Origin of the sequence: Pseudonocardia sp. Ae331_Ps2, assembly GCF_001932405.1 — a bacterium.
Classification (GTDB): Bacteria; Actinomycetota; Actinomycetes; order Mycobacteriales; family Pseudonocardiaceae; genus Pseudonocardia.
Genome location: NZ_MCIM01000001.1, coordinates 3686044 through 3710704 on the forward strand (window position 1 = coordinate 3686044; position 24661 = coordinate 3710704).

The 24661-nt window shown below is 74.2% G+C and carries 27 protein-coding genes; 19 read left to right on the top strand and 8 right to left on the bottom strand.

All coding sequences use genetic code 11. The annotated features are described in order from the left end of the window. Positions 1 to 106: 106 nt before the first annotated feature. Together Ae331Ps2_RS17705 and rsmD are read left to right on the top strand one after the other, a co-directional pair. The gene (locus Ae331Ps2_RS17705; protein WP_075307659.1) at positions 107 to 3487 is read left to right on the top strand and encodes a pyruvate carboxylase; all 3381 of its coding nucleotides are present in this window, start codon (positions 107 to 109) and stop codon (positions 3485 to 3487) included. 21 nt (positions 3488 to 3508) lie between these two features. Beyond that, on the top strand, positions 3509 to 4063 hold the full coding sequence (gene rsmD / locus Ae331Ps2_RS17710; RefSeq protein ID WP_075307657.1) for a 16S rRNA (guanine(966)-N(2))-methyltransferase RsmD: 555 nt from the start codon (positions 3509 to 3511) through the stop codon (positions 4061 to 4063). 7 nt (positions 4064 to 4070) lie between these two features. Here rsmD and Ae331Ps2_RS17715 read toward each other — a convergent pair whose 3' ends face one another. The 3 genes from Ae331Ps2_RS17715 to Ae331Ps2_RS17725 are packed head-to-tail and all read right to left on the bottom strand — an operon-like array spanning position 4071 to position 5427. Beyond that, complete coding sequence (locus Ae331Ps2_RS17715; protein ID WP_158071461.1) at positions 4071 to 4754, bottom strand: HAD family phosphatase; 684 nt, start codon at positions 4752 to 4754, stop codon at positions 4071 to 4073. Next, the gene (locus tag Ae331Ps2_RS17720; RefSeq protein WP_075307653.1) at positions 4751 to 5200 is read right to left on the bottom strand and encodes a PTS glucose transporter subunit IIA; all 450 of its coding nucleotides are present in this window, start codon (positions 5198 to 5200) and stop codon (positions 4751 to 4753) included. The genes Ae331Ps2_RS17715 and Ae331Ps2_RS17720 overlap by 4 nt, the downstream gene beginning before the upstream one ends. Then, positions 5197 to 5427, bottom strand: a complete 231-nt coding sequence (locus Ae331Ps2_RS17725; RefSeq protein WP_020626212.1) for a glucose PTS transporter subunit EIIB — start codon at positions 5425 to 5427, stop codon at positions 5197 to 5199. Before Ae331Ps2_RS17725 ends, Ae331Ps2_RS17720 begins: the two co-directional genes overlap by 4 nt. 169 nt (positions 5428 to 5596) lie before the next feature. Here Ae331Ps2_RS17725 and Ae331Ps2_RS17730 point away from each other — a divergent pair, with 169 nt between their 5' ends. From Ae331Ps2_RS17730 to Ae331Ps2_RS17760, 7 genes are all read left to right on the top strand, one after another. Then, complete coding sequence (locus Ae331Ps2_RS17730) at positions 5597 to 6901, top strand: PTS transporter subunit EIIC (protein WP_075307651.1); 1305 nt, start codon at positions 5597 to 5599, stop codon at positions 6899 to 6901. Between the two features lie 26 nt (positions 6902 to 6927). Further along, the gene (locus Ae331Ps2_RS17735) at positions 6928 to 7194 is read left to right on the top strand and encodes an HPr family phosphocarrier protein (protein WP_043280640.1); all 267 of its coding nucleotides are present in this window, start codon (positions 6928 to 6930) and stop codon (positions 7192 to 7194) included. Further along, positions 7191 to 8354, top strand: coding sequence for an N-acetylglucosamine-6-phosphate deacetylase (locus Ae331Ps2_RS17740; RefSeq protein ID WP_075307649.1), 1164 nt, complete (start codon positions 7191 to 7193; stop codon positions 8352 to 8354). The genes Ae331Ps2_RS17735 and Ae331Ps2_RS17740 overlap by 4 nt, the downstream gene beginning before the upstream one ends. Continuing rightward, positions 8354 to 9133: a glucosamine-6-phosphate deaminase gene (locus tag Ae331Ps2_RS17745; protein ID WP_075307647.1), complete on the top strand. Its 780-nt coding sequence runs from the start codon at positions 8354 to 8356 to the stop codon at positions 9131 to 9133. The genes Ae331Ps2_RS17740 and Ae331Ps2_RS17745 overlap by 1 nt, the downstream gene beginning before the upstream one ends. A gap of 20 nt (positions 9134 to 9153) precedes the next feature. Further along, positions 9154 to 9888, top strand: a complete 735-nt coding sequence (locus Ae331Ps2_RS17750; protein WP_075312148.1) for a GntR family transcriptional regulator — start codon at positions 9154 to 9156, stop codon at positions 9886 to 9888. A 31-nt stretch (positions 9889 to 9919) separates the two neighbouring features. Further along, on the top strand, positions 9920 to 10405 hold the full coding sequence (gene coaD, locus Ae331Ps2_RS17755; RefSeq protein WP_075307645.1) for a pantetheine-phosphate adenylyltransferase: 486 nt from the start codon (positions 9920 to 9922) through the stop codon (positions 10403 to 10405). Between the two features lie 97 nt (positions 10406 to 10502). Further along, positions 10503 to 11255, top strand: coding sequence for a DivIVA domain-containing protein (locus Ae331Ps2_RS17760; protein WP_020626219.1), 753 nt, complete (start codon positions 10503 to 10505; stop codon positions 11253 to 11255). 22 nt (positions 11256 to 11277) lie between these two features. Here the strand turns inward: Ae331Ps2_RS17760 and Ae331Ps2_RS17765 are convergent, their stop codons facing one another. Then, entirely contained in the window at positions 11278 to 12564 is a 1287-nt protein-coding gene (locus Ae331Ps2_RS17765) for a DUF222 domain-containing protein (RefSeq protein WP_075307643.1), read from the bottom strand. A 226-nt stretch (positions 12565 to 12790) separates the two neighbouring features. Further along, positions 12791 to 13288 (bottom strand): glyoxalase/bleomycin resistance/extradiol dioxygenase family protein, encoded by a 498-nt coding sequence (locus tag Ae331Ps2_RS17770; protein ID WP_075307641.1) that lies wholly within the window; start codon positions 13286 to 13288, stop codon positions 12791 to 12793. A gap of 60 nt (positions 13289 to 13348) precedes the next feature. Here Ae331Ps2_RS17770 and Ae331Ps2_RS17775 point away from each other — a divergent pair, with 60 nt between their 5' ends. The 6 genes from Ae331Ps2_RS17775 (at position 13349) to mutM (ending at position 17791) form a co-directional block, all read left to right on the top strand. After that, complete coding sequence (locus Ae331Ps2_RS17775) at positions 13349 to 14116, top strand: helix-turn-helix domain-containing protein (protein ID WP_075307639.1); 768 nt, start codon at positions 13349 to 13351, stop codon at positions 14114 to 14116. 176 nt (positions 14117 to 14292) lie between these two features. Beyond that, positions 14293 to 15294: a MinD/ParA family protein gene (locus Ae331Ps2_RS17780; protein ID WP_020626223.1), complete on the top strand. Its 1002-nt coding sequence runs from the start codon at positions 14293 to 14295 to the stop codon at positions 15292 to 15294. A 26-nt stretch (positions 15295 to 15320) separates the two neighbouring features. Next, a complete protein-coding gene (locus Ae331Ps2_RS17785; protein WP_020626224.1) occupies positions 15321 to 15896 on the top strand; it encodes a DUF177 domain-containing protein in 576 nt (191 codons plus the stop codon). A 70-nt stretch (positions 15897 to 15966) separates the two neighbouring features. Further along, positions 15967 to 16149: a 50S ribosomal protein L32 gene (gene rpmF, locus Ae331Ps2_RS17790; protein ID WP_020626225.1), complete on the top strand. Its 183-nt coding sequence runs from the start codon at positions 15967 to 15969 to the stop codon at positions 16147 to 16149. An 8-nt stretch (positions 16150 to 16157) separates the two neighbouring features. Beyond that, positions 16158 to 16907 carry a ribonuclease III gene (gene rnc, locus Ae331Ps2_RS17795; RefSeq protein WP_075307637.1) on the top strand — a complete coding sequence of 250 codons (750 nt, stop codon included), beginning with the start codon at positions 16158 to 16160 and terminating at the stop codon, positions 16905 to 16907. 5 nt (positions 16908 to 16912) lie between these two features. Beyond that, complete coding sequence (gene mutM / locus Ae331Ps2_RS17800; protein WP_075307635.1) at positions 16913 to 17791, top strand: bifunctional DNA-formamidopyrimidine glycosylase/DNA-(apurinic or apyrimidinic site) lyase; 879 nt, start codon at positions 16913 to 16915, stop codon at positions 17789 to 17791. Positions 17792 to 17825: 34 nt separating this feature from the next. On the opposite strand, the gene lysA is transcribed toward mutM, so the two are convergent. After that, on the bottom strand, positions 17826 to 19160 hold the full coding sequence (lysA, locus tag Ae331Ps2_RS17805; protein WP_083695694.1) for a diaminopimelate decarboxylase: 1335 nt from the start codon (positions 19158 to 19160) through the stop codon (positions 17826 to 17828). Positions 19161 to 19401: 241 nt separating this feature from the next. On the opposite strand from lysA, the gene Ae331Ps2_RS17810 reads away from it, so the two are divergent. Beyond that, positions 19402 to 19719, top strand: coding sequence for a PadR family transcriptional regulator (locus Ae331Ps2_RS17810; RefSeq protein ID WP_075307633.1), 318 nt, complete (start codon positions 19402 to 19404; stop codon positions 19717 to 19719). Continuing rightward, a complete protein-coding gene (locus Ae331Ps2_RS17815; RefSeq protein ID WP_075307631.1) occupies positions 19716 to 20957 on the top strand; it encodes a hypothetical protein in 1242 nt (413 codons plus the stop codon). The genes Ae331Ps2_RS17810 and Ae331Ps2_RS17815 overlap by 4 nt, the downstream gene beginning before the upstream one ends. Positions 20958 to 20997: 40 nt before the next feature. Here the strand turns inward: Ae331Ps2_RS17815 and Ae331Ps2_RS17820 are convergent, their stop codons facing one another. Together Ae331Ps2_RS17820 and Ae331Ps2_RS17825 are read right to left on the bottom strand one after the other, a co-directional pair. Next, positions 20998 to 22044, bottom strand: coding sequence for a magnesium and cobalt transport protein CorA (locus tag Ae331Ps2_RS17820; protein ID WP_075307629.1), 1047 nt, complete (start codon positions 22042 to 22044; stop codon positions 20998 to 21000). Positions 22045 to 22086: 42 nt separating this feature from the next. Further along, positions 22087 to 22524 (bottom strand): hypothetical protein, encoded by a 438-nt coding sequence (locus Ae331Ps2_RS17825; RefSeq protein WP_075307627.1) that lies wholly within the window; start codon positions 22522 to 22524, stop codon positions 22087 to 22089. 350 nt (positions 22525 to 22874) lie between these two features. On the opposite strand from Ae331Ps2_RS17825, the gene kdpF reads away from it, so the two are divergent. Both kdpF and kdpA read left to right on the top strand, forming a co-directional pair. Next, positions 22875 to 22973 carry a K(+)-transporting ATPase subunit F gene (gene kdpF, locus Ae331Ps2_RS31300; RefSeq protein ID WP_020624320.1) on the top strand — a complete coding sequence of 33 codons (99 nt, stop codon included), beginning with the start codon at positions 22875 to 22877 and terminating at the stop codon, positions 22971 to 22973. Continuing rightward, positions 22973 to 24655, top strand: coding sequence for a potassium-transporting ATPase subunit KdpA (gene kdpA / locus Ae331Ps2_RS17835; protein WP_075307625.1), 1683 nt, complete (start codon positions 22973 to 22975; stop codon positions 24653 to 24655). The genes kdpF and kdpA overlap by 1 nt, the downstream gene beginning before the upstream one ends. Positions 24656 to 24661 lie beyond the last annotated feature (6 nt).

Sequence of the window (24661 nt, forward strand, 5' to 3'; positions counted from 1 at the left end):
TCCCGAGCGGTGGTCGGGACCGCTCCGATCGTGTCAGGATCACGCGTCCGTCGCGGGGGAACCCCTGTCGCGACGGGGTTCGTCGCCGACCGTGATGAGGAGACCGATGTTCCGCAAGGTGCTGGTGGCCAACCGGGGCGAGATCGCCATCCGGGCGTTCCGGGCCGCGTTCGAGCTGGGTGTCTCGACGGTGGCGGTGTTCCCGTACGAGGACCGCAACTCGCTGCACCGCGCGAAGGCCGACGAGTCCTACCAGATCGGTGAGCCGGGTCACCCGGTCCGCGCGTACCTGTCGGTGGAGGAGGTCATCCGCGCCGCGAAGAAGGCCGGCGCGGACGCGGTCTACCCCGGATACGGCTTCATGTCGGAGAACCCCGACCTCGCCCGTGCCTGCGCCGAGGAGGGCATCACCTTCGTCGGCCCGCCCACCGAGGTCCTGCACCTGACGGGCAACAAGTTCCGCGCCGTGGCGGCCGCCCGCGAGGCCGGCGTGCCGGTGCTGGAGTCCTCCGACCCCTCCGACGACGTCGAGGAGCTGCTCGCCGCCGCCGAGAACATCGACTTCCCGATCTTCGTCAAGGCCGTCGCCGGCGGCGGCGGGCGCGGGATGCGCCGGGTCACCGAGCCCGGCGACCTGCGCGACGCGATCGAGGCCGCGAGCCGGGAGGCGGAGTCGGCCTTCGGCGACGGCACCGTGTTCCTGGAGCAGGCGGTGGTCAACCCCCGCCACATCGAGGTCCAGATCCTCGCCGACGCCGAGGGCAACGTCGTGCACCTCTACGAGCGCGACTGCTCGGTGCAGCGCCGCCACCAGAAGGTCGTCGAGATCGCCCCGGCCCCGAACCTGGACCCGGAGCTGCGGGACCGGATCTGCGCCGACGCGGTGAACTTCGCGAAGACGATCGGCTACGTGAACGCCGGCACCGTGGAGTTCCTGCTCGACGAGCGCGGCAAGCACCACTTCATCGAGATGAACCCGCGGATCCAGGTCGAGCACACGGTCACCGAGCAGGTCACCGACCGCGACCTGGTCATCGCCCAGCTGCGGATCGCCTCCGGGCTCACGCTGCCGGAGCTGCGGCTGACCCAGGACGACATCACCCTCACCGGTGCGGCGATGCAGACCCGCATCACCACCGAGGACCCGGCCAACGAGTTCCGCCCCGACGTCGGCACACTGTCGGTCTACCGCTCCCCGGGCGGCCCGGGCGTGCGCCTGGACGGCGGCACCGTGCACGTCGGCGCCGAGGTCTCGGCGCACTTCGACTCGATGCTGGTCAAGCTGACCTGCCACGGCCACGACTTCGCCAACGCCGCCCGGCGCGCCCGGCGCGCGCTGGCCGAGTTCCGGATCCGCGGTGTGGCGACGAACCTGCCGTTCCTGGCCGCCGTGCTGGAGGACGAGGACTTCAAGCAGGGCCGGGTGACCACCAGCTTCATCGAGGAGCGCCCGCACCTGCTCAAGGCCCGCCCGTCGGCCGACCGCGGCTCGCGGATCCTGCAGTACCTGGGCGAGGTCACGGTCAACAAGCCCAACGGTGACCGGCCGCTGGTCGTGGAGCCGGTGGACAAGCTGCCCGTCGGTGTCGACCTGGAGACGCCGGCGCCGGACGGCTCCGCGCAGCTGCTGCGTGAGCTCGGTCCCGAGGGCTTCGCGCGCCGGCTGCGTGAGCAGACCGCCGTCGCGGTCACCGACACGACGTTCCGCGACGCCCACCAGTCGCTGCTGGCGACCCGGATCCGGACCCGGGACCTGCTCGCGGTCGCGCCGTACGTGGCGCGCACCATGCCCGAGCTGCTGTCGCTGGAGTGCTGGGGCGGTGCGACCTACGACGTCGCGCTGCGCTTCCTCGCCGAGGACCCGTGGGACCGGCTCGCCGCGATCAAGGCGGCGGCGCCGAACATCTGCACCCAGATGCTGCTGCGCGGGCGCAACACGGTCGGCTACACGCCGTACCCGACGGAGGTGACCGACGCCTTCGTGCAGGAGGCGGCGGACACCGGCATGGACGTCTTCCGGATCTTCGACGCCCTCAACGACGTGTCCCAGATGCGTCCGGCCATCGACGCCGTCCGCGGCACCGGCACGGCGCTGGCCGAGGTCGCGCTCTGCTACACCGCGGACCTGTCGGACCCGGGGGAGAAGCTCTACACCCTGGACTACTACCTGCGCCTGGCCGAGGAGATCGTTGAGGCCGGTGCGCACGTGCTGGCGATCAAGGACATGGCCGGGCTGCTGCGCCCGCCTGCGGCGCGGACGCTGGTCACGGCGCTGCGGGAACGCTTCGACCTCCCGGTGCACCTGCACACCCACGACACCGCTGGCGGTCAGCTCGCGACGCTGGTCGCGGCGATCGACGCCGGGGTCGACGCCGTCGACGGCGCGGTCGCCTCGATGGCCGGCACCACGAGCCAGCCGTCGCTGTCGGCGCTGGTCGCGGCCACCGACCACACCGAGCGTGCGACCGGGCTGAGCCTGGCCGCGGTCGGGGACATGGAGCCGTACTGGGAGGCGGTGCGCAAGGTCTACGCGCCGTTCGAGTCCGGGCTCGCGTCGCCGACCGGGCGGGTCTACCACCACGAGATCCCCGGCGGGCAGCTGTCGAACCTGCGCCAGCAGGCGATCGCGCTCGGCCTCGGCGACCGGTTCGAGCTGATCGAGGACTGCTACGCCGCCGCGGACCGGATGCTGGGCCGGCTGGTGAAGGTGACGCCGTCGTCGAAGGTCGTCGGTGATCTGGCCCTGCACCTGGTCGGGGCCGGGGTGGAGCCCGCGGACTTCGAGAAGGACCCGGCGAGCTTCGACATCCCGGACTCGGTGATCGGGTTCCTGCGCGGTGAGCTGGGTTCGCCGCCCGCGGGCTGGCCGGAGCCGTTCCGGACCCGCGCGCTGGAGGGCCGCAGCCCCGAGGCGGAGAAGGCGGAACTGTCCGGCGACGACCGCGAGGGCCTCGCCCACGACCGGCGCCGCACGCTGAACCGGCTGCTGTTCCCCGGCCCGACCAAGGACTTCGACACCCACCGCGAGCAGTACGGCAACACCGCGGTGCTGTCGTCGAAGGACTTCTTCTACGGGCTGGAGGAGGACCTCGAGCACACCGTCGACCTCGAGCCCGGCGTCACGCTGATCATCGAGCTGGAGGCCGTCTCCGAGCCCGACGAGCGCGGCTACCGCACCCTGCTGACCACCCTGAACGGCCAGCTGCGCCCGGTGTCGGTGCGCGACGAGTCGGTCGCCACCGAGGTGAAGGCCGCGGAGAAGGCGGAGAAGGGCAACGACGCGCACGTCGCCGCCCCGTTCGCCGGTGTCGTGACGCTGCAGGTCGAGGAGGGCGACACCGTCGACGACGGCCAGACCGTCGCCACCATCGAGGCCATGAAGATGGAGGCGTCGATCACCGCGCACCGGGCCGGCACCGTCACGCGGCTCGCGATCGGGAAGGTCACCCAGGTCGAGGGCGGGGACCTGCTGGTCGAGCTGGACTGAGCCGCACGGCACGATGGAGCGATGACCAGGCTGATCGCGGGCACGGCGGGCGGACGACGGCTCGCCGTGCCGCCGTCGGGGACCCGGCCGACGTCGGACCGGGTCCGGGAGGCGCTGTTCTCCGCGCTCGACCACGACCCGGGCCTGCACGGGACCGCCGTGCTGGACGTGTGCGCGGGCTCCGGCGCGCTGGGGCTGGAGGCGCTGTCCCGGGGCGCCGCCGAGGCGCTGTTCGTCGAGTCGGACAAGCGGGCAGCGGGGGTGCTGCGGCGCAACCTGGCCGCGGTCGGGCTCGGCGGGACGGTCGTCGCGGGGCGGGCCGGGACCGTGCTGGCCGGGCCCGCGCCGCGGGCGTTCGACGTCGTGCTGGTCGACCCGCCCTACGCGGTGCCCGACGACGAGGTCGCGGGCTGGCTGAGCGCCGCCGCCGCCCACGGGTGGCTCGCACCCGGGGCGGCCGTCGTCGTCGAGCGGGCGAAGGCGTCGGGGGAGTTCGGCTGGCCGGAGGGGTTCACCGCGGGCCGGTCGCGCCGCTACGGCGACACCGTCCTGCACCACGGCTCGCTCGTGGGCTGAGCCCGGATCAGGCCGCCGGGCCCAGTAGCCGGTCGGGCGTCAGGTCGGGCACCGTGCGGTGCGCCCCGGCCGCGGTCAGCTCCGCGTCCCCGGCCGTCGTCCGTACCCCGACGATGGTGCCCATCCCGGCCGCGACCAGCGAGGACACCCCGGCGACGGAGTCCTCGAACGCGACGCAGCCGCCCGGTTCGGCGGCGAGCCGGCGGCATGCGGCGAGGTAGCCCTCCGGGTCCGGCTTGCCGCGCACCACGTCCTCGGCGGTGACGACCAGCTCGACCAGCGGGGCCGCGCCGAGCACGTCACCCAGCACCCGGTCCGCCCAGCTGCGACGGGCGCTCGTCACCACCGCGAGCCGGTGCCCGCGCTCGGCCAGCGAGCGGAGCAGCGCGGGTGCGCCGGGGACGACGTCGACGTCCTCGGCGAGGGCGGAGCCGTGCCCGGCCAGCTGCGCGGCGAGCTCGTCGGGGTCCTGGCCGCGCCACGGCCCGACGACCTCGCGCAGTACGTCGACCGCGCGGCGGCCCATGAACCGGTGCCGGTAGGTGTCGTCGTCGACCTCGGCGCCCCACTCGGCGAAGAACCGGGCCCAGATCCGGCGGTGCACGTGCTCGCTGCGCACGAGGGTGCCGTCGAGGTCGAAGACGACCGGGGCCCCGTCGGGGACGGTGGCCACTGCATCGGCGCCGCTCACAGGCGGAACAGCTCGTCGCCGGCGCGCACGGTGTGCCCGGTGGGGGCGCTCACCGACCCGGCGGGTGAGTCCAGCACGACGACCGGGCAGGTCGCGGCCAGTCCGGCAGCCCGCACGGCGGCGAGGTCGACGGTCAGCACCGGGCTACCCGGGTCGACCGCGTCGCCCTTCGCGACGTGCACGGTGAACCCGGCCCCGCCGAGCGAGACCGTGTCGATCCCGACGTGCACCAGCACCCCGGGCCCGTCGGCGGGGGCGACGACGAAGGCGTGCGGGTGCAGCGCCGCGACCGTCCCGCCGACCGGGGCCAGCACGACCGCCTCGGTGGCGTCCGCGGACGGTTCGACGGCCGTCCCACCGCCGAGCAGCTCGTCGCGGAACACCGGGTCCGGCACCCCCGCCGGCCCGACCACGGTCCCGTCGACGGGCGCGAGCACGGAGCTCACAACAGGTCCCGGACGTCGTCGCAGAGGTTCTCCGCCTCCGGCCCGATCACGACCTGCACGACGGTCCCGGACCGGACCACACCGTGCGCCCCGGCGGCCTTCAGCGCGGCGTCGTCGACCAGGCCGGGGTCGCCGACCTCGGTCCGCAGCCGGGTGATGCACGCCTCGATGTCGGTGATGTTCCCGGGCCCGCCCAGCCCCGCCACGATGTCGTCGGCCCTGCTCATGGGGTTCCTCCGCTCTCCGGTCACTACTGGTCATGACCAGTGTCTTGACAGTGCCGCGATCGCCCCGCACCCTCACTGGTTATAACCAGACCGTACCGGCTGACGCGGCGGCTCCACAACGCCCGCGCACCGGTCCCGGTCGCCGACACCTCACGAGGAGTGCGAGCCCATGAGCACCTCCACAGCGGAACCGGTACGACGACGGGCCGGGCTGGCCGGCCTGCAGCGTCTCGGCCGGAGCCTGATGCTCCCGATCGCCGTCCTGCCCGCGGCCGGTCTGCTGCTGCGTCTCGGGCAGGACGACCTGCTCGGCGGGGTCGAGGCGCTGAAGCAGCCCGCGGCGGTGCTCGCCGCGGCCGGCGGCGCGCTGTTCGACCACCTCCCGATGATCTTCGCGGTCGGCATCGCGATCGGCTGGGCGCGCCGCTCCGACGGTTCCACCGCGCTGGCGGCCCTCGTCGGCTACCTCGTCATGGACGGGGTGTTCACCGCGCTGTCCCCGGTGCTGCTGCCCGGGGTGCTCGACTCGAAGGGCGAGCAGGCCACGATCGACTTCGGGGTGCTGGGCGGCATCGTCGCGGGGCTCGTCGCGGCGCTGCTGTGGCAGCGCTTCCACCGCACGACGCTGCCGACCTTCCTCGGCTTCTTCAACGGCCGTCGGCTGGTCCCGATCCTCACCGCGGTCTCGATGATGGTGATCGCGTCGGTGATGAGCCTGGTCTACCCGGTCTTCAACGCCGGGCTGACCGGGCTGGGCACCGTGGTCGGGGAGAACGCTGTCGTCGGCGGCGGGATCTTCGGCCTGGTGAACCGGCTGCTGCTGCCGATCGGGCTGCACCACATCGTCAACAACGTCGTCTGGTTCCTCATCGGGGACTACCAGGGGGTGCACGGCGACCTGCAGCGGTTCTTCCAGGGTGACCCGACCGCGGGCACCTTCATGACCGGCTTCTTCCCGATCATGATGTTCGCGCTGCCCGCCGCGGCACTCGCGATCTGGCACGAGGCCCGCCCGGAGCGGCGCAAGCTGGTCGGCGGGATCATGGTGTCGGTCGCGCTGACCTCCTTCGTCACCGGCATCACCGAGCCGCTCGAGTACGCCTTCGTCTACGTCGCGTGGCCGCTGTACCTGATCCACGCGGTGCTCACCGGCACCTCGCTCGCGCTGGTCAACGCGCTCGACATCCACAGCGGGTTCGCCTTCTCCGCCGGCGCGATCGACTATGTCCTCAACTTCGGCCAGTCCACCCGGCCGCTGTGGCTGATCCCGATCGGGCTGGCCTACGCCGTCGTCTACTACGTGCTGTTCCGCTTCGTGATCCGCCGCTGGAACCTGCGCACCCCCGGCCGGGAGGACGACGAGACCACCGGCACCGAGACCACACCGGCCACCGTCACGGCCGCGACCACCGAGAGCGCCGGGACCACCGGGGCCGCCGGCGACACCGACACCGCCGGGCGGGCCGACCGGTGACCACCCACGAGGAGCAGGAGAGCACCGTGCACACCCGCACCGCCGTCGTCGCGTCCCGGGTGGGGCTGCACGCCCGCCCGGCCGCGCTGTTCGCCCGCGCGGCAGGCGCCACCGGACTGGACGTCACCGTCGCGACGCAGGGGAAGGACCCGGTCGACGCCCGCAGCGTCCTCGGGCTCATGACTCTCGGCGTCGTCTTCGGCGACGAGGTCGTCCTGCGGGCCACCGGCGACGACGCACCCGCCGCGCTGGACGGCCTCGTGGCGCTGCTCGAGACGGACCACGACGCGTGACGGCGGACCGCGTGCTGCGCGGCACCGTCGTCACCGACGGCCGGCTGCTCCCGGACTCGGTCGTCGCGATCGCGGGGGACCGGATCGTCGCGGTCGTCCCGGCCACGGCGTACGACGGTCCGCTCCCGCCCGCGTCGTCGTCGCTGCTGCTGCCCGGGCTGGTCGACGTGCACGACCACGGCGGTGCCGGACACGGCTTCCCGGACGCGACGGCGGCCGGGGCCGCGGCGGCCGTCGCCCACCACCGGGCGCACGGCACGACGACGACGGTCGCCTCGCTCGTCTCGGCCTCGCCGGACGTGCTGGCGGAACGGATCGCGACGCTGCGCCCGCTCGTCGTCGCCGGGGACCTCGCCGGGATCCACCTGGAGGGCCCGTTCCTGGCCACCGCGCGGTGCGGCGCGCACGACCCGCGCGCGATCCTCCCGGGCGACCCCGTGCTGCTCGACGAGCTGCTGACCAAGGCCGACGGCGCCGTCGCGTCGGTGACCTACGCGCCGGAGACCGCGCACGCGGCGGACCTGCTCGCGGTACTCGCCACGCACGGCGTGCTGCCGAGCATCGGCCACACCGACGCCGACGCCCGCACCACCGCGTCCGGGATCGAACGGGCCGGCGGGGCGCCGATGAGCGCCACCCACCTGTTCAACGCGATGCCCCCGGTGCACCACCGGGCGCCCGGGCCGGCCGCGGCGTGCCTGGCGGCGGCCGCGCGGGGCGAGCTCGTCGTGGAGCTCGTCGCGGACGGGGTGCACCTGGCCGCGGAGACCGTCGCCGCGGTGTTCGACCTCGTCGGGCCGGACCGGGTCGCGCTGGTCACCGACGCGATGGCCGCGGCCGGGATGCCCGACGGCCAGTACCGCCTGGGCACGATGCAGGTCCGGGTGGACGACGGTGTCGCCCGGATCCCGGACGGGCCCATCGCCGGCGGCACCGCGTGCCTGGTCGACGTCGTCCGGGCCACGGTGCGCGACGCGGGGGTCCGGCTGCCGGACGCGGTGCTCGCCGCGACCCGCACGCCGGCCCGGCTCCTCGGGCTCGACGGCGAGGTCGGGTCGCTGGTCCCGGGCCACCGCGCCGACGTGCTCGTCACCGACGCGGACCTGCGGCCGCGCCACGTGCTGCGTGCCGGGGAGCCCGTCATCGGTGGGGGTGCGTGATGGAGATCGTGGTCCTCGACGACCCACGGGCCTGCGGGCGGGCGGTCGCCGACGCCGTCGCCGAGGTCCTGGCCCGTGACACCGGCCGGCCGGCGACCCTCGGGCTCGCCACCGGAAGCTCCCCGCTGCCCGCCTACGCCGAGCTGATCCGGCGGCACCGCGAGGAGGGGCTGTCCTTCGCCGGGGCGCGGGCGTTCCTGCTCGACGAGTACCTGGGCCTGCCCGCGGGGCATCCGCAGTCCTACCGCGAGGTCATCCGCCGGGAGCTGACCGACCACCTCGACATCGACCCGGCCGCGGTGCACGCCCCCGACGGCACCCGCGCCGACCCGGAGGCGGCCGCCGCAGACTACGAGCGGCTGCTCGCCGCGCACGGCCCGGTGGACCTGCAGATCCTGGGCATCGGCGGGAACGGCCACATTGGGTTCAACGAGCCCGGCTCGGCGTTCGACTCGCGCACCCGGGTCACGACGCTGACCGAGCGGACCCGCGCCGACAACGCACGGTTCTTCGACCGTCCGGCCGATGTGCCGCACCGGGTACTCACCCAGGGGCTGGCCACCATCACCGGCGCGCGGCGGATCGTGCTCGTCGCGACCGGGGAGGGCAAGCGCGCAGCCGTGGCGGCGACGGTGTCCGGACCGGTCACGACCGACGTGCCCGCGACCGTGCTGCGCACCCACCCGCACTGCACGCTCGTGCTCGACCGGGCGGCCGCCGGGGAGCGGGCCGGGCCCGTCGCGGCCGGGCAGGTCGGCGCACCGGGACGGGGGCGGTAGTGGCTACGGTGGACGGCACCATGAACGGCGAGGTCCGGATCGGCGACGGGGTCGTGCCCAAGCACGAGCAGCTCCGCACCCTGCTCGCGGAGACGATCGCGCGGGACTTCTCACCGGGCGACCCCTTCCCCAGCGAGCGCAGGCTGTGTCTGGACCACGGCGTGAGCCGGGTGACGGTGCGGGCCGCCGTCGGCGAGCTGGAGCGCGACGGGCTGCTGACCCGGGTCCGCGGCAAGGGCACCTACGTCGCCGCCCGCACCGCGCGCTCCCGGCTGCACCTCGCGTCCTTCCACGACGACATGCGCCGGCTCGGACTCACCCCGACCACGGTCGTCCTCGAGGTCGCCTGCACCACCGGGCCGCCGGAGGCCGTCCGTGCGCTCGGCCAGGGTCCCGACGACCGGTGCTGGCACCTGCGGCGGCTGCGTGTCGCCGAGGGGGTGCCGATGTCGATCGACGACGCCTGGTACGACGCCGAGCGGGTCCCCGACCTCGACGCCCACGACCTCAGCGGCTCGGTCTACAAGATCCTGCAGGACCACTACCGGCTCCCCATCGACCGCGCCGAGCAGACCGTCGCCGCCCGGCAGGCCGACGAGGCCTCGGCGGTCCTGCTCGGGATCCCCGCCGGGCACCCGGTCCTGGTGTTCGACCGGACCGCCAGCTCCGGCGACCGGCCGGTCGAGTACACCGTGTCCCACTACCGCGGTGACCGCTACGAGCTGCACATGTCGCTCGACCGGAGCTGGGCCTGACCGGTGATCACCGGCTGATAGGTTCCGCCCCATGCCCGAGGTCCGCCGCGCCGTCTGCCCCGGTTCCTACGACCCGCCGACGGTGGGGCATCTCGACGTCATCGCCCGCACCGCGGGGCTGTTCGACGAGGTGTTCGTCGCGATCCTCGTGAACCCCCGCAAGGAGGGGCTGTTCTCCGTCGACGAGCGTGTCGTGATGCTCACCGAGATCACCGCGGACCTGCTGGGCGTGCGGGTCGAGTCGTTCCAGGGCCTCGTCGTCGACTACTGCCGTGAGCGCGGCGCCCGGGCGATGGTCAAGGGCCTGCGCGGCGCGACGGACTACGACTACGAGCTGCCGATGGCGCACATGAACCGGCACCTGACCGGGGTCGAGACGCTGTTCCTGCCCGGCGCGCCCGGTCAGGTCTACGTGTCGAGCTCGCTGGTCAAGGAGGTCGCCCGCGGCGGCGGCGACGTCACCGCGTTCCTCCCGCCGAGCGTGCACACCCGGCTGCTGGAGCGCCTGTCCGGCTGAGCCCGGACCCCTGCAAGGCTCACCCGGTCGGAACTTGACACGCGGGAGCGGCGCCGAATAACGGGTCCGCGCCCGCGACGGTGAGAGGATCGCTCGCGTGTACCGGGTCTTCGAGTCGCTGGACGCGCTGGTGACGATCGTCGAGGAGGCGCGCAGCGTCCCGATGACGTCGAACTGCGTGGTCCCGCGCGGCGACGTGCTGGAGCTGCTCGACGACGTCCGCGAGGCGATCCCGGGCGAGATGGACGACGCCCAGGACGTGCTCGACCGGCGCGACGACATCGTGTCCGAGGCCGAGCGCGAGGCGGAGGAGACCCGGACCGCGGCGAACTCCGAGGCCGAGGAGACGCTGCAGAACGCGCGCACCGAGGCCGAGCGGCTCGTCGCCGAGGCGCAGGAGGAGGCCGGGCGCACCCTGGCCGAGGCCCGCCACGAGGCGGAGCGCGCCGTCGCCGAGGGCCGCCGTCAGTACGCCGAACTCACCGACCGGGCCCGTGACGAGGCCGAGCGGATGAGCCACGCCGGCCGGGCCGCGCACGACCGGCTCATCGCCGACGGGCAGAACGAGCAGACCCGGCTGGTGTCCCAGACCGAGGTCGTCCGTGCCGCGCACGCCGAGGCCGGCCGGATCGTCGACGGCGCGCACGCCGAGGCCGACCGGCTGCGCCGCGAGTGCGACGACTACGTCGACACCACCCTCGGCGAGCTGGAGACCACCCTGAACAACGCGCTGGGCGTCGTCGGGCGCGGGCGCAGCCAGATCTGGCGCGGTCAGTACGGCCCGAACTACGGCGGCGGGCTGCCCCCGGAGCAGGGTCGCACCGGCACCGGGATGGACCTGATCGACTGACGGCCGCCGACACCGGGTCGGGTCAGTCCGGCCCGCGGTAGGTGTGCCCGGTGGGTGTCGTGGTCGTGACCCCGTCCGGACCGCGGGCCACGTGCCATCCGGGTTGTTCGCGGATGTGGTTGTGGAACTCGCACACCCCGCGTCCGTTGTCGAGTTCGGTGTGTCCGCCGTCGGCGGCCCGGTGGATGTGGTCGATGTGGCGGGCGGGGGCGTCGCAGTAGGGCTCGGTGCACCGGTTGTTCGCTCGGGCTTTGACGAGGGTGGCGAGGAGGCCGGTGAAGGTGCGTTGGCGTGAGTCGCCGCCGATGACCAGGCCGTGGTCGGTGAGTAGCCGCCGTAGGGATGCGGTGCCGTCGCTGGTGGCGAGCAGGTCGGCGGGGACGGGTCCGAGTCCGGGGATCTCTGCGGGGAGTGGGGAGGTGGGGTCGAGCAGGGCCTGGACGGGGACGGTGACCTGGACCTCGAGGTTGACCGCGGTGGCGGTGGCTTGTCCGGTGACGCGTTCGACCAATGTGTCGGCGTGTACCTGTCCGCGGCTGCGGGTCAGCGGTGCCGGGTCGACCTGGGCCTGCACGAAGGCTTTCTGGAGTGCGGCGAGGCAGGCGGCGCCTTGTGCGGCGGTGAGGTAGGCGGTGAGGTAGCTCATCGCGTCCGGTGCCGGGCGCAGGGTGACTCGGCGTTCGGCTGTGGCGGTGTGGACGCGGGCTCGGAAGCGTTCGGGCGCGATCTCGGCGACCATGCGGCGGGTCATGGTGCGGAGTCGGCCGATGCCGAGCCGGGTGAGGTCGTGTGTGGCGAGGCGGGTGTCGAGGTGTCTGCGCTGGTGTGGGTCGAGGTCGCGGCATTCGACGGCGATGGCGGTGACTTTGGCGGCGCTGAGCTCCCCGGCGGTGTGCAGGCCGCGGACGTGGTCGAGCCCGGAGTGCAGGTCGCGGGTGTTGGCCACGCGGGTGCGGGCTTCGGTGGTGGAGATCCGGCAGGCGAGCTGGATCTGGGCGACGACGCTGCGGTGGAGCCGCTCGGGGGCGGTCCGGGCGCGGTCGGTCCCGTCGGTCTGGTCGTCGGTGAGGTGGTTCTCGACGTGGGCTCGGGCGAACGCCCGGATGCGGGTGGACTGGAGTGCGGCGAGGGAGGCCTGGACGGACTCGATCTGCTGGATCTGGTCGATCAGGTCTGTCTCGGAGAGCAGGGTGGTGTCGTCGCCGATCGCCTGGTCTATCAGGAGCTGGATCAGGGCGAGGTCACCGGAGCGGAACCTGCCGGAGCCCACGCCGGTGGCGTGGGCGGGTGGCTCCTGGGTCGCGGTCACCTCGTCGATGGTACTCGAACATTAGTTCGATCTCTAGTTCTCGTTCACCATTGCGAACTCGTGAGCTGCGAGAACGGTGCCGGTCCCGCGTGGCAGGTACGGGCGGGAACACGATGCGCCGGCACCCCGGACCACGGCAGGGCCGAGGCCCCGGCCGGCCCTGCCGTATGCCGTCGGCGGCGGCCGGGACGCCGGCGCGCCGATCGGGGCCCCGCTCGCCCCACCGTCAGCCCTGCTCCGCCGCCCACTCGGTGACCCGCCGTGCGCTCTCCTCCGGCGACAGGTCCTCCACCCGGGTCATCACCGCCCACCGCACCCCGTACGGGTCGACGACCGAGTCGAACCGGTCCCCGGACACGAACGTCGAGACCGGCTCCCGCACGGTCGACCCGGCCTCGGCCAGCGTGGCGACGGCCGCGTCGGTGTCGGGCACGTACACCGCGAGCGACAGCGACACCGGGTGGTCGCCCGCCGGGGCGGCGACGAGGCCGTAGTCGGGCATCGCGTCGGAGACGGTGAACCGGCCGGCCGCCAGCTCCAGCTCGGCGTGCCCGATCATGTCGCCCATCTCGGTGACCGAGAGCACCCGGGCCCCGAAGGCGGCACAGTAGAGTTCGATCGCCGCGCGGGCGGGCGAGGCCACCAGGTGTGGGGTGATCGAGGTGACCCCGTGCGGGCGGCCGTCGGTGGTGTGGGTGCCGGTGACGCTGCTCGTGAGCTCCATGGGACGAGCGTGCCCGCCCCGCGACACAGGCGGATTGAACATTGCCGACAGGAGTGGCCGATGACCGTCGAGTCGCGCGGGCACCTGAACCCGGGCGCCCCGGAGGTCGCGCTCGACCGGGTCCGGATCGGGCTCGACGACCTCGTGCGCTGGGTGTGGACCGCCCGCTGGGACGTGCCGCCCGGGCGCACGGTGCGCCAGCGGGTGCTGCAGTACCCGGCGTTCAACCTCGTCACCGACCCGGTCACCGCGATACTGCACGGGCCGCGCACCGGCGTCGACGTCCGGGAGCTGACCGGGCGGTCCTGGGTCGTCGGCGTGCTGCTCCGGCCCGGCGCGACCCCGCTGTTCACCGCCACCGCACCGGCCGCACTGCGTGGCGCCGACGAGGAGGTCCACCCCGCGCCGGTGGCGGAGCTGACCACGGCCGTGGCGTGCGGCGACCCGGCCGCGACGGTGCGGGACTGGCTCGCCCCGCTGGCCGACCGGGTCACCGACGCCGGACGCCTGGTCAACCGGGCCTGCGCGCTGGCCGAGTCCCGCACCGACGTCGTGCGCGCCGACCAGCTCGCCGAGCTCGTCGGCGTCGCGCCGCGGACGCTGGAACGGCTGGTCCGCGGCCACATCGGGCTGACCCCGCTGTGGCTGATCGAGTGCCGTCGCCTGCAGCACGCCGCCGCGGTGCTCCGGACCGACCCGGACGCCGCGCTGGCCGGGCTGGCCGCCGAACTCGGCTACGCCGACCAGGCCCACTTCACCCGTCGCTACCGGGCCGTGCTCGGCGAGACCCCCGGCGCGACCCGGCAGGCGGCCCGCGCGGCCGGGTGATCGCGGCAACGGCTGCGGCGCAGGTGCTTCACCGCGGGCAGTCACTGTGATCGGATACGCCGGAAGCAGGAATCCAGGTCACCCGCCGTACTACTCTCCCGCGCATGGCACGCCGGCCCGAACCCGACCCGACGACCTGGTGGGAACGCTATGGGCACCGGCTGGAAGGACCCCCCGTGACGAACCCGGCCCCGCCCCCCGAGGCCCCGCGTCCCGAGCTGCCCCGCTCCGAGGCTCGGCGTGGGAACGCCGGGGCGGCCGCGGCGGACCTGCGTGAGGACTCCATGCTGCGGCCCCGGCCCGACCGGCCGCGCACCGGTTGGCGTCGTGCCCTCTACGACATCACCGGTGGCCGGGTGAACCCCGGCCCCAGCGACGCCGAGGAGCTCCGCACCGGGATGCTGGCCCGGGTCCGCGCACCACTGGCCGGTGCGCACCGGGTGGCGGTCATGTCGGTGAAGGGCGGCGTCGGCAAGACCACGGTCGCGGCCTGCCTCGGGCAGGCGCTGGCCGAGCACCGAGGGGACCGGGCCGTCGTCCTCGACGCGAACCCCGACGCCGGCACGCTCGCCGACCGGCTGACCGGCGACTCCCGGATCACCGTCCGCGAGCTGCTGAACGACCTGGAGGGTGTCGGCACCTGGACCGACGTGTCCCGCTACACGAGCCTCGCCGGGCGCCTGCAGGTCCTGGCCTCGGAGCAGGACCCCGCCTCCGGTGAGGCGTTCTCCCGCGACGAGTACGAGCGCGTCGTCGACCTGCTGGGCCGCTTCTTCAACATCATCATCACCGACTCGGGCACCGGGATGGTGCACTCCACGATGCAGGGCACCCTCGCGCGCGCCGACTCGGTGGTCGTCGTGGGAGCCCCCACCGTCGACGGGGCGGGCCGGGCCAGCAAGACGCTGGACTGGCTGGTCGCGCACGGCCACGGCGACCTCGTCCGCAACGCGGTGGTCGTGCTGTCCTGCGACCGGCGCAGCGCCGAGGTCGACGCCGCCCGGATCCGCGAGCACTTCGCCCAGCGGGTGCGCGGCGTCGTCGAGGTGCCGCACGACCCGCACCTGGCCACCGGCGGGCGGATCGACCCGGCCCGGCTCCGGCCGGCCACCGCGGACGCGTTCCTGGAGCTGGGCGCCCTGGTCGCCGACGCGTTCGACGTGCGACGACGCGACTGACCGGGCCGCGTACGCTGGTCGGCGAGATGAACACCGCGCGCAGCCAGAACCGTCCCGACGACAACCCCTGGGTCCTCTCCACCCGCGAGCTGGCCCGCCGCCCCGGCAACCAGCGCACCGTGGCCCGCACGGTCCCCGCGCCGTCCGGCGACGCCGAGATCGGCTTGACCGGGGTGATCACGGTCCCCGGCGGGTCCGACGTCGAGCTCGACGTGTCCCTGGAGTCGGTGACCGAGGGCGTCTACGTCTCCGGCACCGCCGACGCCCGGCTGGCGGGGGAGTGCTCGCGCTGCCTGGAGCCGATCGGGGAGGACGTGCAGGTCCGGATCGGCGAGCTGTTCGCCTATCCGGACTCGGTCACCGAGGAGACCACCGACGCCGACGAGATCCCGCGCCTGGTCGACGAGCGCATCGACCTCACCCAGGCCGTGCGCGACGCGATCGTGACCGAGCTGCCGATGGCACCGCTGTGCCGCGAGGACTGCCCTGGTCTGTGCGTCGAGTGCGGGGAGAGGTGGGCCGATCTCCCATCGGATCACGGGCATGAGACACTGGATCCTCGTTGGGCGGCGCTCCGTGAGCGCCTGCCCTCCACCGACTGAGCGGCGGCTCCCCGTGAGCCCGCTCCCCGGTGGGCAGACCTGATCGTTCGAAGTACCGAGGAGTGTCATCATGGCCGTTCCCAAGCGCCGGATGTCGCGGTCGAACACGCGTGCGCGCCGGTCGCAGTGGAAGGCCACTGCGCCGACCCTGGTCGCCTGCTCGAACCGCGCCTGCCGTGAGCCGAAGCTGCAGCACATCGCCTGCCCGACCTGTGGGCAGTACGACGGTCGTCAGGTCACCAGCCCGGCCTGATCGCAGCAGTGGGCGACAAGAGTGTGACCGGTCCGGTGACGGACCGGTCACCTCTGCTGTCCGCACTCGGTGTGGACCTGGACGAGACGCTGCTCACGCTGGCGCTGACCCACCGGTCCTACGCCTACGAGCACGGTGGACTGCCGACCAACGAGCGCCTGGAGTTCCTGGGCGACTCGGTGCTGTCGATCGTGATCACCGAGCGGCTGTACCGGGACCACCCGGAACTCCCCGAGGGGCAGCTGGCGAAGCTGCGCGCGAGCGTGGTCAACATGCACGCGCTCGCCACCGTCGCCGTGGCGTTGCCCACACCGGACGGTGTGCCTCACGGCCTCGGCGCGTACCTGTACCTGGGGCGCGGTGAGGAGCTGACCGGTGGCCGGTCGAAGGCCAGCATCCTGGCCGACGCCACCGAGGCGCTGCTCGGCGCGGTGTACCTCGCGCACGGCCTCGAGCCGTCCCGCGAGCTGATCCACCGGCTGTTCGCGGACCTGCTGCACAGTGCCCCGTTGCTCGGCGCGGGCCTGGACTGGAAGACCAGCCTCCAGGAGCTCACCGCCGCCGGCGGGCACGGTGTGCCCGAGTACCGGATCGACGAGGAGGGCCCGGACCACCTGAAGGTGTTCACCGCGACGGCCGTCGTCGGGGGTCGTGACCTCGGCAGCGGCGCGGGGCGCACCAAGAAGGAGGCCGAGCAGAAGGCGGCCGAGATCGCCTGGCACGCGCTGTCCGACGAGAGTGCCGGCTCCGGGCGGTAGCCGCGATGCCGGAACTGCCCGAGGTCGAGGTCGCCCGCCGCGGCCTCGCCGACCACGTGCTGGACCGGCGGATCGCGCGCGTCGAGGTGCTGCATCCGCGCGCGGTGCGCCGGCACCCCACCGGGGCTGACGACTTCACCGCCCGGCTGGCCGGGCGCACGCTGTCCGCGGCCGCCCGGCGCGGCAAGTACCTCTGGCTGGAGCTGGACACCGCAGGCCCCGGTGACGACGCGCTGCTCGCGCACCTGGGCATGTCCGGGCAGATGCTCGTCGAACCCCCGGACGCGCCCGACGAGAAGCACCTGCGGGTCCGCGTCCGGTTCGACGACGACGGCCCCGAGCTCCGCTTCGTCGACCAGCGCACCTTCGGCGGGCTGTCGGTGCACCCCCTCGCCGCGGCCGCGGGCGGCGGCCTGGTGCCCGAGCCGGTCGCCCACATCGCCCGCGACCCGATGGACCCGGCGTTCTCGGCCGACGACGCCGTCGCGGCGATGCGTCGCCGTCGCACCGAGGTCAAGCGGGCGCTGCTCGACCAGACCGTCGTCTCCGGGATCGGCAACATCTACGCCGACGAGGCGCTCTGGCGGGCCCGGCTGCACGGCACCCGGCCCACCGAGAAACTGACCCGGGCCCAGGGCCACACCGTCCTCGACGCCGCGACGACCGTCATGCACGAGGCGCTCGCCCAGGGCGGCACCTCCTTCGACGCGCTGTACGTCAATGTCAACGGCGCCTCGGGCTACTTCGACCGCTCCCTGAACGTCTACGGCCAGGCGGACCGGGCGTGCCGTCGCTGCGGCACCCCGATCCGCCGGGACGCGTTCATGAACCGCTCGTCGTTCACCTGCCCGCGGTGCCAGCCGGCCCCGCGGCCCCGCCGCTGACCGGCGCTGACCGGGTGCCGACCGGCGCGGGGCCTCAGGAGCAGTCGCGGCGCAGCAGGTCCTCCGGGGTGTCGCGGCGCAGCAGCGGCAGCGACGCCCCCGCGGCGACGGCGACCACCGGCGGGCGCGGGACCTGGTTGTAGGTCGAGGCCATCGAGGCGTGGTACGCGCCGGACACCGGCACCGCCAGCAGGTCCCCGGGGGCGACGTCGGCGGGCAGCCGGACGCCGTCGGCGATCACGTCGGAGGACTCGCAGTGCCGCCCCGCCACGCGGACCGACTCCAGCGGTGCCCGGGTGGCGCGCCCGACGAGCCGGACCGGGTAGCGGGCGCCGTAGAGGGCGGGGCGGGGGTCGTCGCTCATGCCGCCGTCGACCAGCACGGTGGTGCGGCCGTCGCCGCAGCGCTGCACCGCGCCGACCCGGTAGAGCGTCACCCCGGCCCGGGCGACGATCGCGCGCCCCGGCTCGACGAGCAGCCGCGGCTCGTCGATGCCGTGCGCCGCGCAGGCCCGGGCCAGGGTGCCCCGCACGGCCCGGCCGAAGATCGCCGGGTCCAGGCAGGGCTCGCCCTCGGCGTAGCCGACCGCGTGCCCGCCGCCCAGGTCCAGCTCGGCGACGGTGACCCCGTACCGCGCACGCAGCGCCGCGATCACGCCCACCATCCGGACCGCGGCCCGCTCGTAGCGCGACACCGACGGCACCTGCGAGCCGAGATGGCAGTGCAGCCCGGCCAGCTCCAGCTCGGGGCGGGCCAGTACCCGTCCGGCGACCTCCAGCGCCTCGGAGGGCGGCATCCCGAACCACGACGACGCGGTGCCGGTGGTGAGCCCCGGGTGGGTGCCGGCGTCGACGTCCGGGCTGATCCGCAGCAGCACCTTCTGCCGGCGCGGCGCGAGGGAGGCGATCCGGTCGACCTCCGCCGCCGAGTCCAGCACGATCCGCCCGACGCCCGCGGCGAACGCCGCCTTCAGGTCCTCGTCGGTCTTGACGGTGCCGTGCAGCACGATGCGGTCACCGGGCAGCCCAGCGGCCGCGGCCACCGCGACCTCGCCGCCGGAGCACGCGTCGACCGAGCAGCCCTCGTCGGCGACCAGGCGGGCCATCCCGCGGCAGAGGAACGCCTTGCCGGCGTAGACGATCTCGGCGTCGGGCAGCGCGGCCCGGTAGGCGCGGCAGCGGGCGCGGACGTCGGCGGTGTCGAGCACCTGCACCGGGGTGCCGAAGCGGGCGGCGAGCTCGGTGAGGTCGACCCCGCCGATCTGCAGGGCGCCGTCGGAGGTCGTGCGGGTCGTGACCGGCCACAGGCCCGGCTCGAGGCGGGCGGCGAGCGTCGGGCGGAGGGAGGGGAGCAGGTCGGCGAGGGTCACCGGGATGACTCCTTGGTGGCGGGCGCCCGGTGCGGGCGCCGTGCCCCTCCGTTGTCGCCCCGCGGAGCCGCGCGCGTCCGCCGTCGCTACGCCGCCCTGACGCCGTCCGGCGCAGGACTGGCGGCCCGTTGACACCCGGCCCCGACACCCGGCTCCGACCCCCGGCTCGACACGCGCCCGGTGCAGCGGTGCGCGGACTACTGCGCATCGCATAGTAGTCTGCGAAGCGTAAGGAGGTGCGATGGACACCAGCCAGCTGCTCAAGGGAGTGCTCGACCTCGCGGTGCTCGCGGTCCTGGACCGCGCGGACGGATACGGCTACGAGGTCGTCCGGGCCCTGCGCGGCGCCGGCCTCGCCGAGGTGGGGGACGCCTCGGTCTACGGCACGCTGCGCCGGCTCTACGGCGCGGGCCTGCTGACCTCGTACGTGGTCCCCAGCGAGGAGGGGCCGCACCGCAAGTACTACGCGATCAACGAACCGGGCCGGGTCCGGCTGCGGGAGACGACCGAACGGTGGCGTGCGTTCGCCACCACGATGGAAGGCCTGGTGGGCACGTGAGCACCGAGCAGAGCGGGGGCGGCCGCGGCGGCGGCAGCAACGGCGGCAACGGAACTGACACCGACGTCACGGCGCGCATCGGCGACCCGGTCACCGACGACTACCTGGTGGGCCTGCGGGTCGCCCTGACCGGCCTGCCGCACACCGAGGTCGCCGAGATCGTCGACGACGCGCGCGGGCACCTCGCGGAGCTCGCCGAGGAGCTGGGCGCCGGCTACGGCCGCGACGCGGTGCACGCCCGGCTCGGCAGCCCGCAGGACTACGCGGCCGAGCTGCGCGCGGCGGCCGGGTACCCGCCAGCACAGCAGGAGCCCGTGGAGCGCCCGCGCACCGGGCGGGCCGGGTTCGCCCTGGCCGCGCTCGTCGTCGCGACCGCCGCGGCGGGGGCCGCGGGGCTCGCGGTGGGGCAGGTCGGGCCGTCGACGGTGGCGCCGCTGTTCCTCGCGGTGCCGCTCGCCGCTGCCGGTGCGCTGGCCGCCTGGTCCGACGGGCCGGCGCAGCCCGCGGCGGCGTCGCTGCCGTCGGTCGTCGCGCTGCGCGAACGGCTCGCCCGGGCCCGTACCGACGGCGCGGCCGGGGGGTTCGTGCTGTCCCTGCAACCCGGCTGGTGGGTGCTGCGCGCGCTGGTCGCGGCCGGGGTCATCGGGTGGGCGTTCGGCGGCGGCGGGTCCGCCGTGCTGGTGACGGCGCTGGTCCTCGCCGTGCCCGCGGTGCCGTTGTCGGTGCTGCTCGGCCCGCGCAGTGCGGCCGACCGGCGGCTGCTGTGGGCCGTCGTACCGCTGAACGCGTTCGCGGTGGGACTGCTGGTGGCCGCGGTGCTGGGACTGGGGCAGGACCGCAACGGGGGCGCGGTGTCCTACGCGCCCCCGGCCGGGCTGAGCCTCGACGGCACCTCCGTCGCCGACGTGCGGCCCTTCGACGCGAAGGGGAGGCCGCTGAGCGGGGTGTACCTGTTCGACGAGAACGGCCGCCCGCTCGCGGTCGACGACCACTCCTGCGTCGACGAGGGGGTGGACGGGGGGTATGCCGCCACGTCCACCCCGCCGGCCCCCGGGCCGTACCCGCGGGGCGTCCGCACGATCGACCCGACGACCGGGCGCTGCGTGACCCGGCCGCCGCAGCCGCTGGTCGTGACGATCCCGCAGACCACGGCACCCCGTCCGACGAGCGCGGCGCCCGCCCCGTCGCCCGCGCAGTCGACCGCGCCGGTGCCGGCCGCGCCGACCACGACGGGCTGACGCCGGGGCCGGGCGCCCACGGGGGGTGGGCGCCCGGCCCTCACAGCCAATCGTTGTGCTTGAACGCCACGTACAGCACGAGGCCGAGCAGCAGCATCAGCCCGATGGCCATCGGGTAGCCCAGGGCCCAGTGCAGCTCCGGCATCTCGTCGAAGTTCATGCCGTAGATGCCGGCGATCAGGGTCGGCGCGAACAGGATCGCCGCCCACGACGACACCCGCTTCATCTGCTCGTTCTGCGCGTAGCCCGCCTCGGTGAGCCGGGTCATCTCCTCGTTCTGGCGCTGCGCGACGAGCGTCGAGTTGACGGTCAGGATGTTGCCGAGCAGGTCCCGGAAGCCCTCGACGCGCTCCCGCACACGGGTCGCGTGGTCGATCACGTCGCGCATCGCGCGGCGCAGCTCCAGGTCCGGGGCGTCGCCGGACTTGGCGAACCGGGCCCGCAGCTCGATGAAGATCTCCTGCAGCGGCTCGACGGCCCGCTGGAACGCGATGACCTGCCGGGTCAGCTGGTAGATGCGCCGCGACACGTTCGGGTCGCCGCGGAACACCTCCTCCTCGATCCCGTCGATGTCGTCCTGCAGGCCGTCGAGGACGGGGAAGTAGTCGTCGACGACCCGGTCGAGCACCGCGTAGAGCACCGCCATCGGGCCGTGCGCGAGCAGATCGGGGTCGTTCTCCAACCGGGCGCGGACCTCGCTGAGCTGCGGCTCGACGGCGTGCCGCACGGTGATCACGAAGTCGGGACCGAGGAACAGGTGGACCTCGCCGATCTCCACGACCTCGTCGGCGTCGACGTAGCGGGCGGGGCGCAGCACCACGAACTCGGTGCGGCCGTAGCGCTCCAGCTTCGGGCGCTGGTGGGCGTTGACGGTGTCCTCGATCGCGAGCGAGTGGAGATCGAACTCCCGCGCTACCTGGTGGAGCTCCTCGACGTCCGGGCGCAGCATCCCGATCCAGCAGAACGCCGTGGAGTCCTCGCCGTGGTCGGCGCGGCAGCCCTGCAACACCTCGACCGCGCTGTCGACGGACTCCGGCGCCGCGGCGCGCTTGCCGTCGACGTAGACCGCGTTGTCGATCACGGACATGCGTGGGCCTCCTCCGGTCCCGGCCGGGGAGCGCCCCCGCCGTCACCGGGAAGGGTATCCAGCGGTGCGGTCCGCAACCGTGCGACGACGAGCGGGCCGCCGACGCCCCACCGCCGACGGTGCGACCGTCGCGGCACGGGTGAGCAGCGCGGCCCCGAGCAGCACCGCCAGCAGCCACAGGTCCGGGCCCGCGAGGTGCAGCTCGGCCAGGTGGTGCAGGCCGAAGCCGTCGCTGAACCCCCAGCAGACCACGGCGACGGCGAGTGCGCCCACCGCCGTCGTCGCGGCGGCCAGGAGCACGGTTCCCACCCCGGCGACCACGACCGCGGCCGCGGCGGACCCGCCGGGCCCCGCACCGGCCAGGGCCGCGGCGCCGGCGCTCAGGCCCGCGGCGACACCGGCGGCGATCCCCGCGACGAAGCCTGCGCCCCCGGTCAGGGGCGGCGGTGGGACCGGACGGGCGGGGCGGCGCTGCAGCATGCGCGGGAGGGTGCGCCCTTCACCGGGCCGCCGGCCGGGCTCCTGACGCGGTGTTGGCGTCGTCACACGCGTGTGTTGACGGGTTCCTGAGACCGACCGCCCGTCCGGGGGACGTGATGGCCACCACCGGGCGTCAAGAACGCGTCAACGCGGGAGCCGGTGGGCGTCAATCCGCCGTCATCGACCGGTCCCGCGGGACCTCGTTCGGCGCACGATCCCCGGCGGCCCGCCGGAGATCCCCGGCGGGTGAGCACGACCGAGGAGAGTCCCGTGGCCGACCTGGCCTACATCGCGTTGCTGGTGGCGTCCTTCGCCGTCCTCGCGCTCACCCTGCGCGGGATGGAGAAGCTGTGATCGCGACCGTCGTCGAGAACGCGGCCGGGGGCCTGCTCGCCCTGGGCCTGCTGGTGTACCTGGTCATCGCGCTGCTCCGCCCGGAGCGGTTCTGATGGCCGGGCTCGCGCAGGCGGCGGCGCTGGTGGCGCTGCTCGCCGTGACCTGGAAGCCGCTGGGCGACTGGATGGCGCGGGTCTACACCGACACCCGGCACTGGCGGATCGAGCGGCTCGTCTACCGGATCTGCCGCATCGACGCCACGTCCACGCAGCGCTGGACGACCTACACCGCGGGCGTGCTGGGCTTCTCGTTCGTCTCGATCGTGCTGCTCTACCTGATGCAGCGGCTGCAGGCCTTCCTCCCGCTCGGCTTCGGCCGCGGCACCGACGGCGGCACCTCGGTGTCCCCGGCGATGGCGTTCAACACCGCGGTGTCGTTCGTGACCAACACGAACTGGCAGTCCTACGTGCCCGAGCAGGTGCTCGGCCACACCGTGCAGATGGCCGGGCTGACCGTGCAGAACGTCGTGTCCGCCGCCGTCGGCATGGCGGTCGCGATCGCGCTGGTCCGCGGTTTCGTGGCCCACGGCGCGACCGGCGACGACGAGGGGGGCCGGATCGGGAACTTCTGGGTCGACCTGACCCGCGGCGTCGTCCGGATCCTGCTGCCGCTCGCCGCCGTCGCCGCGGTCGTGCTCGTCGCCACCGGGGTGGTGCAGTCGCTGCGATCCGGCGTCGACGTGACGACGGTCGACGGCAGCACCCACACCCTGGCGCTCGCCCCGGTCGCCTCGCAGGAGGCGGTCAAGGAGCTCGGCACCAACGGCGGCGGCATCCTCAACGCCAACTCCGCGCACCCCTTCGAGAACCCGAGCCCGCTGTCGAACCTGCTCGAGATCTTCCTGATGCTCGTGATCCCGGTCGCCCTGACCCGCACGTTCGGCGTGCTGGTCGGACGGGTCCGCCAGGGCGTCGTGCTGCTGTCGGTCATGGGCGGGCTGTGGGCGCTGTTCCTCGCCGCGACCTGGCTGGCCGAGCTGCACCCCAACGGCCCGGCCGCGCTCGCCGCGGGCGGGGCGATGGAGGGCAAGGAGGTGCGGTTCGGCATCCCCGGCTCCGCACTGTTCGTCGTGTCCACCACGGGCACGTCCACCGGCGCGGTGAACTCCACCCACGACAGCCTCACCGGCGCGGGCGGTGGCGTCGCGCTGCTGAACATGCTGCTCGGCGAGGTCTCACCCGGCGGCGTCGGCTCCGGGCTCTACGGCCTGCTGGTCCTCGCGGTCATCGCGGTGTTCCTGGCCGGACTGATGGTCGGGCGCACCCCGGAGTACCTGGGCAAGAAGCTCGGCCGGCGCGAGATCACCTACGCCGCCGTGTCGATCCTGGTCATGCCGGCGTTCGTCCTCATCGGCGCCGGGTTGGCCATCGCGCTGCCGGGCACCGCCGACGCGCTGGGCAACTCGGGGGCGCACGGCTTCTCCGAGGTCCTCTACGCCTGGGCCTCGGCCGCCAACAACAACGGCTCCGCGTTCGGCGGGCTTACCGCGACCAGCGACTTCTTCCAGGCCGGTCTGGGGCTGGCCATGCTCTTCGGACGGTTCGTGCCGATGCTGGCGGTGCTGGCGCTCGCCGGCTCGCTGGCCCGCCAGCGCCGCGTCCCGGCCGGTGCCGGGACCCTCCCGACCGACGGGCCGCTGTTCGCCGGCCTGGTCGGCGGCACCGTGCTGCTGGTGTCGGCGCTGACCTTCTTCCCGGCGCTCGCGCTCGGCCCGATCGCCGAGGCCCTGTCGTGACCGCCA

Excerpts from the sequence above, each read along its gene's own strand:
- Ae331Ps2_RS17705 (WP_075307659.1), top strand. The coding sequence starts at position 107 with ATGTTCCGCAAGGTGCTGGTGGCCAACCGGGGCGAGATCGCCATCCGG.
- rsmD (WP_075307657.1), top strand. The coding sequence starts at position 3,509 with ATGACCAGGCTGATCGCGGGCACGGCGGGCGGACGACGGCTCGCCGTG.
- Ae331Ps2_RS17725 (WP_020626212.1), bottom strand. The coding sequence starts at position 5,427 with ATGAGCAGGGCCGACGACATCGTGGCGGGGCTGGGCGGGCCCGGGAAC.
- Ae331Ps2_RS17730 (WP_075307651.1), top strand. The coding sequence starts at position 5,597 with ATGAGCACCTCCACAGCGGAACCGGTACGACGACGGGCCGGGCTGGCC.
- Ae331Ps2_RS17745 (WP_075307647.1), top strand. The coding sequence starts at position 8,354 with ATGGAGATCGTGGTCCTCGACGACCCACGGGCCTGCGGGCGGGCGGTC.
- Ae331Ps2_RS17750 (WP_075312148.1), top strand. The coding sequence starts at position 9,154 with ATGAACGGCGAGGTCCGGATCGGCGACGGGGTCGTGCCCAAGCACGAG.
- coaD (WP_075307645.1), top strand. The coding sequence starts at position 9,920 with ATGCCCGAGGTCCGCCGCGCCGTCTGCCCCGGTTCCTACGACCCGCCG.
- Ae331Ps2_RS17770 (WP_075307641.1), bottom strand. The coding sequence starts at position 13,288 with ATGGAGCTCACGAGCAGCGTCACCGGCACCCACACCACCGACGGCCGC.
- Ae331Ps2_RS17775 (WP_075307639.1), top strand. The coding sequence starts at position 13,349 with ATGACCGTCGAGTCGCGCGGGCACCTGAACCCGGGCGCCCCGGAGGTC.
- Ae331Ps2_RS17785 (WP_020626224.1), top strand. The coding sequence starts at position 15,321 with ATGAACACCGCGCGCAGCCAGAACCGTCCCGACGACAACCCCTGGGTC.
- rpmF (WP_020626225.1), top strand. The coding sequence starts at position 15,967 with ATGGCCGTTCCCAAGCGCCGGATGTCGCGGTCGAACACGCGTGCGCGC.
- mutM (WP_075307635.1), top strand. The coding sequence starts at position 16,913 with ATGCCGGAACTGCCCGAGGTCGAGGTCGCCCGCCGCGGCCTCGCCGAC.
- Ae331Ps2_RS17810 (WP_075307633.1), top strand. The coding sequence starts at position 19,402 with ATGGACACCAGCCAGCTGCTCAAGGGAGTGCTCGACCTCGCGGTGCTC.
- Ae331Ps2_RS17820 (WP_075307629.1), bottom strand. The coding sequence starts at position 22,044 with ATGTCCGTGATCGACAACGCGGTCTACGTCGACGGCAAGCGCGCCGCG.
- Ae331Ps2_RS17825 (WP_075307627.1), bottom strand. The coding sequence starts at position 22,524 with ATGCTGCAGCGCCGCCCCGCCCGTCCGGTCCCACCGCCGCCCCTGACC.
- kdpA (WP_075307625.1), top strand. The coding sequence starts at position 22,973 with ATGGCCGGGCTCGCGCAGGCGGCGGCGCTGGTGGCGCTGCTCGCCGTG.